This is a genomic window from Marinovum sp. 2_MG-2023, from assembly GCF_030548265.1.
GTDB lineage: Bacteria > Pseudomonadota > Alphaproteobacteria > Rhodobacterales > Rhodobacteraceae > Marinovum.
On the sequence record NZ_JAUOSD010000031.1, the window covers coordinates 30,632 to 40,009 of the forward strand.

The window sequence follows — 9,378 nt, forward strand, 5'->3', positions numbered from 1 at the left end:
GAAGTTTCCTCACAGGTGGCTCAGAGGCCTTGAATGGCGGTCAAAAGATCTTCGGCGCCAGCTTCCTTTGCGACACGGTCGTAAAGATCGCCCAACGGCGCGCGAAAGGCTGCCTTGTCGACTTCGGTGATGATCGCACCCTCCGCAATCAACCCGTCAACCGCGCGTTTCTGGGCCGCGACAGATTCATCGAGAAGCTGCTGGCCAGCCATGGCAAAAGCTTCCTCCACCGCCGGGCGGAGATCCGCAGGAACCTTGTCCAGCGCACGGTCGCCCATCAGCACCAAAGCAACGTAAAAGGAATGATCCGTCCGCGACAGGTATTTTGCGGCTTCGTGGATCTTGTAGGTATAGAGGATATCCGGTGCGTTTTCGACGGCCTGCACCACCCCTTGCCGCATAGCCGCGACCACCTCGGGCATCGGCATGTTCACAGGTTGCGCGCCATATCCGCCCCACACCTCGGCTTCGATCGGGTTGCTCTGGACCCGCATCCGCAGCCCGAGTGATTGCATGTCAGAGGGGCTGACAACCTCGCCTTCGGAATTTGCCACCCAGCGGCTTCCGACCGTTGTCGGTGCCATAAGCTGAAGCCCCAGTTCCGCCTCGGAAACCTTTGACTGCATCAACGACCAGACAGAACTGTCCGGCGCCATGGCAGCCCGATAGGTTTCATAATCGCGAAAGATGTATGGCACGCTGAAGATCTGGAATTCCGGCAGGAAACTCGCAAAGTTGGCACCCCCAACAACCGCGACATCCAAGGCGCCATTGCGCAAACCTTCGATCATGCTGGCTTCATTTCCCAACTGCTGGTTCGGATAGATATCCAGTGCAACCTTGCCGTCTGTTGTCTCCCTGAGGTGGTCGTCGACCAAACTCAACGTACGATAATACAGCCCGTCTTCATTGGATTCCGTTCCAGCCGTCAGTACGATCTCCTGCGCGCCGGCCGCGAATGCGCTCGCGACCAAAGAACAGGCTGCGGCGGATAAAAGCTGCGTCGTCTTGTTCATCAATTTCATTTTGGGTCTCCTCCACTCGTACGGATCATCCGCACGAGCCTTTGCATATTGAGGGCACCCGATTGCTGTCAAAACTTTTCGTACGCCGTACGGTATGGCCGCACATTGTTGGTTTCACTGGTGAATCACACTAAGGGCGGTGTGACTGTTTCGCTTGACCCCGGGCACCAGTGGTTGCCCGATCACCGTTGGTTTGCCGGGCAAAAAGACCGAGAAAAACAGATTTCACCGACTGGTGCGGGCATTTTGCCGGGGCGCAGGAAGGAGCCTGCGTCGCGCCCGACTAGAACGCCACATCGTCAAAGGTTTCGATACACCCCGAGGTAATCCGATCTCAGGCAAGCGGTGGTGGATACAAATGTCTGTCCTGGGATCATGCGCGGAAGAGGTCATGCCATGGAGCAATTTGGAGCGGCGGTTTATGTCATATTAAGCCGCACTAAGCGCCTCACTCATCCGCACTTATTCGCGCCCTATAAGTTTGCATTATCGGACATACAAGATTTACGCCACACCATGACAAATGTCGTTTCAGTTTCATGGTGAATTGGCCCCCGTTTCACCGGACACCTAAGCGGTTTCAGTTTCGGCCCTGATGAACTCGCGAGGCGATTTCCATTTCAGGCCGCTGTGTGGGTGGTTGTCGTTATAGTCTTCGATCCAGTCTCCTATCAATCTCAGAACGGTTTCCGCATCAGGCAAAGGGTTCACGCGGACATAGTCGCGCTCGAGCGTCTTGACGAAAGCTTCCGACATGCCGTTGGATTGCGGGCTTGCCACCGGTGTGAAGCAGGGTTTCAACCCAAGCTGACGGGCAAAGATGCGGGTTTCCTTTGCCGTGTAGGCGCTGCCATTGTCGGTCAAGACCTCGATGATTTCTGGCGCACGGAAGGTGCCGAAGCGCGCCTCGACCGCCTCCAGCAGCATATCACGCACGTCCGAGCCGCTGATCCCTGCATTGGCAACGGCGCGCCAGGAGATGATCTCGCGGTCATGGGCGTCGATCAGGAAGGCCAGGCGGATCACGTCCCCGTTCCAGCAGGTGAACTCCAATCCGTCAGAGCACCAACGCAGGTTCGACCGCATCATGATGACCTTGCCGTCATGAATGCGCTCGGGCCGGTCAAACCCGGAGCGCTCAAGCAGCAGGTTGTTGCGCTTCATGATCCGATAGACGCGCTTGTGGTTAACAGGCGCAAGGCCTTCCGCCTTGAGTTCACGGTTCAGCACTGCAGTGATCCGGCGGTAGCCGTATGTGGGGCGCTTCGCCACCAACCGCTCGATGCGTGGCAACACCGCCGCGTCCTGGGCTTTATGATAGCCCCGACACGGCTTCGCCCTCCCATTCAGCCGCTCATGCAGGTTCGAGCGGGACACGCCCAGAGTTTCGGCAACGACTTTCATGGCAAATCGTCCCGTTTCAACGACTGCACACGCAAGGTCAGTTTTTTTAACCGTGTCTTGTCGAGTGCGTCCTTCAGGATTTCCACCTCCATCGTCTTGCGGCCCAGCTGGCGCTCGAGCTCACGGATGCGGGCTTCCATTTCACGGACGATCTTGTTTCCGGTCACGCTGTCGTCTTGGGCCACAGCGACGCTTCCTCCTTCCAGCATCAACTTTCGCCAACGATACAGGAGATTGGGTGCGACGCCATTGCGACGGGCAACCGCAGAAATGCTCTCACTGTCATGAAGGGTTTCCTCCACAATCCGCAGCTTCTCGGACGCAGACCAGCGCCGACGGCGACCACCATCGGTAATAATTTCAAGCTCAGACATATGCACATGCTTAAGGCTATCCTTAAGCCTCCAGGCGCAGGCCGAGGTGTCCGGTCGAAATGGGGGCCAGTTCACATGGATGGATTCGGTCGAAATCGCCTCTCTCGTCGAGGAAATTTCCATTTGACCGGTGGATTGGCCTCTTGCTCAATCTGTGGACTCGTTCCGCTCCTTTGCCGGTCCATGCAGCGCGACCCTCCGACGGCCACGACGATGGGGCTGCACGCCGAAACATTACGAGGGCGATCTCCGGCAGGACAGCACCGGGCACCAGATCTGCTCCAAAGAGATCGTGCAAGATCACCACCGTCAGAGCCCGCCAGCGCACTGAAAGGTGCTGAAGAGGCGCAGGCCGACCGACGGCCGCGCGGGCCTCAAAGCCGTTCACTCCGCGCTGTAAAGGCATATGTGCGGGACGGGTTCCTGCCTGCTGAAGTGCTTGGACGTGCTGGACGTCGCGAAACCGACGATCACCTGCCGACAATTACCGTAGCTATCAAAGGTGCGGATCCTGATATCACGCTGCAGGCAATCTGCGACCGACTGAAAACCATGCGTGAGCGCACCCCTCGCGGTCGCGCCCGCTAGGAGCCTTCCTCAGTCAGAGTGCTACTGGAGCGCGCAAAAAAGCTGGGGCTCCTCTGAAGAAGGTACTTGTGTTGGCCTAACCAGTTGCCACTAAATCTAGAAAGTGCTTGCACGAATCTGCCCGCTCGGGCAATAGTCTCGAAAAATAACGCGCGGACACATAAAAAACGCGCCCACGGATCGGGGCAGACATGAGCGAAACAGATCAGGATCTAGACATCGCCATCGGGCACTATGCGGAACTTCTCGCATCGAACCTGCACGCCCAGCGAGCTGCCCATTTCCCTCCGGATGCAAAGAAGGTCATGCGCACTTTGACCAGCGGCGAAGCTGCTGAGCTTCTTGGCGTGGATCATACCTATCTTCGGAAGCTTCATCGAGAAGGAAAGATCGTTGACGTCGAAACGACGGCAGGAAGTCATCGCCGCTATACGCTCGACGATATCTGGGAAATCCGGCAGACGCTTGAAGGAAACGCAAAAAAGTCTGGAACTTACGTGCCTGGGCGTCGCGACGATGACGAGCTTCAAGTCATTTCAGTGGTGAACTTCAAGGGCGGCTCTGGCAAAACGACGACGTCTGCTCACCTCGCTCAACGCTTGGCGCTCAAGGGGTACAGGGTTCTTGCGATCGATCTCGACCCCCAAGCATCTCTTTCGGCTCTTCACGGAATCCAGCCAGAACTCGACCTTATGGAGGGCGGAACCCTCTATGATGCCGTTCGCTATGACGATCCGGTTCCGATCGCCGAAGTGATCCGCAAGACCTACATCCGCGGCCTTGATCTTATCCCGGGCAACCTTGAACTCATGGAGTTCGAGCACGAGACGCCTGCTGCTATCCAGCGAGGCGGAGCGAAAGCGTTCTTCGCGAGAGTTCATGACGCACTCGATAGTGTTGAAGCGAACTACGACGTTGTTGTGATCGACTGCCCGCCGCAGCTTGGTTTCTTGACGATGTCAGCACTTTCCGCGTCCTCGGGTGTCCTCGTGACGGTTCACCCGCAGATGCTTGACCTCATGTCGATGTCCCAATTCCTGCGAATGACCGCGGATCTCCTGGGAGTGATCAGGGATGCAGGCGCAAATCTGCGCTTCGATTGGCTGCGTTTTTTGCCAACGCGATACAAAGTCGGCGACGCGCCACAAACTGAAGTCATCGCTTTCATTCGCGGACTGTTCGGGAGGTCGGTCCTGACCAATCACATGGTTGAATCGACCGCAATTTCTGATGCCGGCTTGACCAAACAAACGCTCTACGAAGCTGACAAGAAGGACTTCACGCGTCAGACGTTTGATCGTGCGATCGAATCCATGAACGCAGTCAACGATGAGATCGCTGAAATCATCCAGAACACATGGGGGCGGAATGGCAAGAAAGCCTAAACTCGGCCTGCCGCTGCAGACCCTTCGCAACGCTCCTGACGCTCTTGAAGGGCGCCGACTGCGTGGCGGTGTATTTGAGATCGATCCGGCGCAGATTGTTACCGAAGGACGGTTGGATGACAGGCTTCAGATTGAAGTTGAGGGCCTGAAGAACTCTATCTCCAAGAACGGTCAGCGTGTGCCTGTATTGGTCCGCCCACTGGAAGGCGATCGCTACAACCTGATCTATGGCCGCAGACGCTTGGAAGCATGTCGCGAACTCGGTATCAAAGTTCGAGCCATCGTCACAGAGGTTGAAGGCGATCAAGCACTTCGAGATCAGCTTCTCGAGAACCAAGAGCGTCGTGATCTTAGCTTTATTGAACGTGCGCTTGTTGCGACGGCGCTTCTGGACGGTGACCATTTGGAAGGGGCTGAGCGCACCAATCGAGGTGTCGCCGAAGTCCTTAACCTCCACGAAGCTGGGGTTTCACAACTCTTGAGTGTCGTTCGGACGGTCGGCGAGGAACTCATCCAGGCAATTGGTGCGGCTCCCGGGATTGGTCGCCCGAGATGGGAAGAGCTCAAAAAGGCTTTGGGTGCCTACGACGGTGATCGAGACCAACTGCAAGCCGTAGCTCATGCAGCCAAGTCCGAAAGTTCCGGCTCGGTCGATGAGGTTTCTGAGCGTGCGTTTCTCGCAGTTCTAGCAGCTGCGAAGAGCGCAGAGAAGCAAGCAAGCCCGTCTAGGAAGGGCGTGCTTGCTTTGGCGATCCCCGGTGTCGGTGCTGCGACGGTCAAGACCGGCCGCCAAGGCAAGCAGCTTAAACTCGATCTGACTACGGACGAACCTGATTTTATCAGCTGGTTGGAGGGCAATGCCCCAAAGCTGATTACCGAACTTCATGAGCGCTGGAAGCGTTCAGGAGACTGAGGAAGAGCAACCAACAAGAAGGAGGCACGATACAGGCAAAAAGAAAAAGGCCCCGAGAAGCTAGCTTCACGAGACCTCTGTAAGGTTTCGCACCGGGATCAGCCCGCTACAAAATCTCAGTTTTCGCACTTCTGATTGTAGCGTTCTGGCCCCTACCCCGCAAGCGCAAAGCGATTCGCGGGCCGTAGAAATTTTGCCTTCGTGAACGTTTTCATGGAGTACACACCAATTTCACCGTTTAAGCGGCCGATGACACACGCCCATCTGCGTGTGATCGAGCGGCCCGAGCCATCTGTTCCGGCCAGACCCGTCAACAAGTGGGAACTCCTACGCGAGCTCTCCAAGGCGCAATCGGCCTTTGGGGTCTCAGAACGTGATCTGACTGTTTTGCAGGGACTTCTCAGCTTCTTTCCGGACGATGCGCTTGGCGGGAACACTGAGATGGTGGTCTTCCCCTCGAACAAGACGATCTGTGAGCGCCTGAATGGCATGCCCTGCTCTACGATGCGTCGTCACCTCGCGCGTCTTATTGAAGCTGGCTTGCTCCAGCGGCGTGATAGCCCCAATGGGAAGCGCTACGTCCGCCGGCACGGCGAAGAGCGCGTCGCCTTTGGCTTTGATCTTTCCCCGCTTTACTACCTGTCCGAGGAGATCGCACGGGCCGCAGAGGCCGTACGTGAGGCCGAGGAGTGTGTCAGGCGTCTGAGGGAGGTCGTGAGCCTCATGCGGCGTGATCTCGCGGCCCTAGCGGAGTTCGGAGACGAGATGCAGCCAGGCCTAGGCCTCTGGGATCAGCTTCGTGACGCGGCCGCCCTCACAGCGCGCGCGCTTCGCCGCAAGCTTTCCTTCGATGACCTATCGGCCTATCGAGCCGATCTTGAAACTCTCCTCGACCAAGCACGCAACGTCATTGATGGCCCTGAAACAGAAGAAATGAACACCAATGATGCCCGATTTGAGCAGCACCATCTTAAATCAAATAAAGAATCTATAGATTTTGATCCGGCTTCAGAAAAACGCAAGATCGTGATCCGCGTCTCAGATGTGGAAACAGATGAGCTTTTGTCTGAAGTGGAAAAACCAGTCACACTACGCGTGCCAAAGATCCCACTCCATTTGGTGATCGCGGCATGTCCGTCGCTCAAAAACTTCTACCAAAGTGAAATCCGACATTGGCATCAGCTCTTCGACGCCGCTTCCCATGTACGGCCAGCTATGGGGATTTGTGTGTCCGCATGGGAAGAAGCCCAACGGCTCATGGGGCCGGAACAGGCGTCAATAGTCATTGCTGCAATGCTAGAACGCTTTGCCGAGATCAGATCGCCTGGTGGATACTTGCGCGCTTTGACTGCCAAAGCTGCGGCCGGCGAGTTTTCCTGTGGGTCGATGGTCATGGGATTGATTGGGCGACGATCTGCAGCTTAACAGCTGTTAAGGTTGAGAGATTGCGTACTGATCCGCCACCGCGAGACAGGACTTTAACAGCTGTTAAAGTCCTGTCTCGCGAGCGTCAGAATATGAGAAGGAAAGGGTTGTTGGTTTGAGTGTGACAGGAAGTGTGATTGGAAGAGTGGCTTCCAGCGCCCGTCTTGGAGAAGATCTGATGGCGAAATCTGCCCAGAAAGTCACCCTGTCCCCGTCCCGGGACATCCCCTTCGACAAGCTCTTGCTGAGCCAGTCCAACGTTCGGCGCATCAAGGCCGGCATCTCGGTCGAGGAACTGGCCGCCGTGGCCCCTGCCCTTCTTGAACTTTTTGCCGAGGACGACATGACGCTGGAGCAGCTGATGGCCTTCACGGTCAATCCGGATCATGACCGCCAGGTTCAGGTCTGGGATGTGATCAAGTCGTCCTGGAACAAGGAGCCTTATCAGATCCGACGCATGCTGACGGAAACCTCGGTGCGCGCGTCTGACCGTCGTGCCGTCTTTGTCGGAGTCGAGGCTTATGAGTCTGGTGGCTGGAAGACCCTGCCCTGCTCGATGGTCTGGTCAGCGAGAAGCTTCAGGCTGAAGCCGAAGCGATCGCGACCGAAGGTTGGAAATGGACCGGAGTCTCGCTCGATCTGCCCTATGGCTACAGCCACGGTTTGCGGCGGCTGACCGGAAACCCGGCGCCGATGATGAAGGCGCGGCCCATGCCAATCTGCTTGCCGAGTACCGGGCGCTCGAGGAGGAATACGAGGACCAGGATGAATTCCCCGAGGAGATCGACGCGCGTCTTGGCGAGTTGGAAGTCGCGATGGAGAAACTCGAGGCCCGGCCGCTGATTTTCGACGCGGGGGAGATCGCACGGGCAGGGACTTTCGTGACGCTTGAGCGCTCTGGCGTGCTTGCAGTTTATCGGGGTTTCGTGCGGCCTGAGGATGAGCCACGGGCAGACGTCGACGTCCACAGCGGTGAACAGGCGGAAGACGGGCAGGGCGCTGCGCTTTCAGCCCCGAGCGCCGCGGAAGGTGTAGGCCATGGCACGGTGATCACCTCTGCCGGTCAGGCGCTTGCCGCCAACGAGCCCGACAACGAGGACGATGGTAGGTTTAAGCCCTTGCCAAAGCAGCTGGTCATGGAGCTGACGGCGCACCGCACCCTGGGCTTGCGCGAGGCAGTCGGGCGTTCACCTGAGGTCGCGCTGAGGCTGCTGCTCCTGAAGCTCGTCAATGACACCTTCCGGACATCCAATTCGGCCGACAGCTGCCTCGAGGCATCGGTGCGTCACGTCTACATGTCCGCGCAGGCGAGCGATCTGAAGGGCAGCGTGGTTGCCAAGCTGGTGGACGATCGCCATGCGGAGTGGGAAGCCGACCTGCCGCTCGGTGGCGATGCCGCTCTCTGGGACTATCTGGCTTCCCTCGATCAGGCGAGTCGGTTGTCACTCCTCGCGCATTGTCTCAGCTTCGGGATCAACGCGCTGCATGAGAAGGTGAACCCCTATGGTGCCGGTATCTCCGCCAGCGGTTTGACCCAGCGGATGACCCAGCCTGACTTGGTCGCACAGGCGGTCAAACTCGACATGGTCGAGGCGGGCTGGGAGCCGACGGCCGATACCTACCTGACCCGCTTGCCCAAGGTGCGGATCCTCGAGGCTGTGCGCGAGGCGAAAGGGGAGGGGACGGCGCAACTCCTCGATCACCTGGAGAAGGGCGAGATGGCGACCGAAGCCGAGCGTCTGCTGAAAGGCAGCGGCTGGTTGCCTGAGGTTCTTCGCCGTCACGATCTGGCAGCACTCGAAGGTGCGGAAGGGCAGGCGTAAATCTTTTACGTCCGATAATACATTATTGGACTTGTGTCCGAACTGGAGAATAGCGCGCTTTATACATACATTTGTCGATGAAAGCGCCGCCGTGCGGTAGTCTTGTGGCACGAGATACACCCGGCTTGATTGGACCAATGCCCACTGGAGGCTAGGACGTGTTGACAAAAGGGTTTCTGGCCATCTGGTGATCATGTTTCAAGCTGGTATCTGCGATGGAGACCAGCTTGGCACGAGAGCTGATGTCGGACGATGAGTGGATGCTCTTCGAGCATTTCATTCTGACGGTCCGCGCCCCGAATGGACGTAAACCTTTCACCCATCGTCTTGTTATTGAAGGGATTTTCTGGGTTTCACGGACTGGGGTAGTGTCGCAAAGTTACGGATTTCGGTTGCGTTGCTGGGCGTGTAGAACCAGACCCGACCCTTTCCCGAGACCGC

At 57.4% G+C, this 9,378-nt stretch carries 5 protein-coding genes and 3 pseudogenes; 6 read left to right on the forward strand and 2 right to left on the reverse strand.

Annotation, left to right across the window (positions count from 1 at the left end; genetic code table 11):
- Positions 1–20 precede the first annotated feature (20 nt).
- Positions 21–1,025: a TRAP transporter substrate-binding protein gene (locus tag Q4577_RS21355; protein ID WP_303473007.1), complete on the reverse strand. Its 1,005-nt coding sequence runs from the start codon at positions 1,023–1,025 to the stop codon at positions 21–23.
- Between the two features lie 570 nt (positions 1,026–1,595).
- A protein-coding gene (locus Q4577_RS21360; RefSeq protein WP_303473006.1) for an IS3 family transposase occupies positions 1,596–2,803 on the reverse strand; the annotation gives its coding sequence in 2 pieces (ribosomal slippage) (positions 1,596–2,470 and positions 2,470–2,803; 1,209 coding nt in all).
- Between the two features lie 375 nt (positions 2,804–3,178).
- Between Q4577_RS21360 and Q4577_RS21365 the strand changes: the two are divergent.
- The 6 genes and pseudogenes from Q4577_RS21365 to Q4577_RS21390 form a co-directional block, all read left to right on the forward strand.
- Positions 3,179–3,391: pseudogene (locus tag Q4577_RS21365) on the forward strand (recombinase family protein); the annotation flags it as partial.
- 191 nt (positions 3,392–3,582) lie between these two features.
- The gene (gene repA, locus Q4577_RS21370) at positions 3,583–4,776 is read left to right on the forward strand and encodes a plasmid partitioning protein RepA (protein ID WP_303473004.1); all 1,194 of its coding nucleotides are present in this window, start codon (positions 3,583–3,585) and stop codon (positions 4,774–4,776) included.
- Positions 4,760–5,689 (forward strand): plasmid partitioning protein RepB, encoded by a 930-nt coding sequence (gene repB / locus Q4577_RS21375; protein ID WP_303473001.1) that lies wholly within the window; start codon positions 4,760–4,762, stop codon positions 5,687–5,689. Before repA ends, repB begins: the two co-directional genes overlap by 17 nt.
- A gap of 213 nt (positions 5,690–5,902) precedes the next feature.
- The gene (gene repC, locus Q4577_RS21380; protein ID WP_303472999.1) at positions 5,903–7,114 is read left to right on the forward strand and encodes a plasmid replication protein RepC; all 1,212 of its coding nucleotides are present in this window, start codon (positions 5,903–5,905) and stop codon (positions 7,112–7,114) included.
- 178 nt (positions 7,115–7,292) lie between these two features.
- Positions 7,293–8,931, forward strand: a pseudogene (locus Q4577_RS21385) (DNA-binding protein); the annotation flags it as partial.
- A 221-nt stretch (positions 8,932–9,152) separates the two neighbouring features.
- Positions 9,153–9,302: pseudogene (locus tag Q4577_RS21390) on the forward strand (IS5/IS1182 family transposase); the annotation flags it as partial.
- Positions 9,303–9,378: the final 76 nt, after the last annotated feature.

Coding starts and splice junctions, on each gene's coding strand:
- Q4577_RS21355 (WP_303473007.1), bottom strand. CDS start 1,025: ATGAAATTGATGAACAAGACGACGCAGCTTTTATCCGCCGCAGCCTGT.
- repA (WP_303473004.1), top strand. CDS start 3,583: ATGAGCGAAACAGATCAGGATCTAGACATCGCCATCGGGCACTATGCG.
- repB (WP_303473001.1), top strand. CDS start 4,760: ATGGCAAGAAAGCCTAAACTCGGCCTGCCGCTGCAGACCCTTCGCAAC.
- repC (WP_303472999.1), top strand. CDS start 5,903: ATGGAGTACACACCAATTTCACCGTTTAAGCGGCCGATGACACACGCC.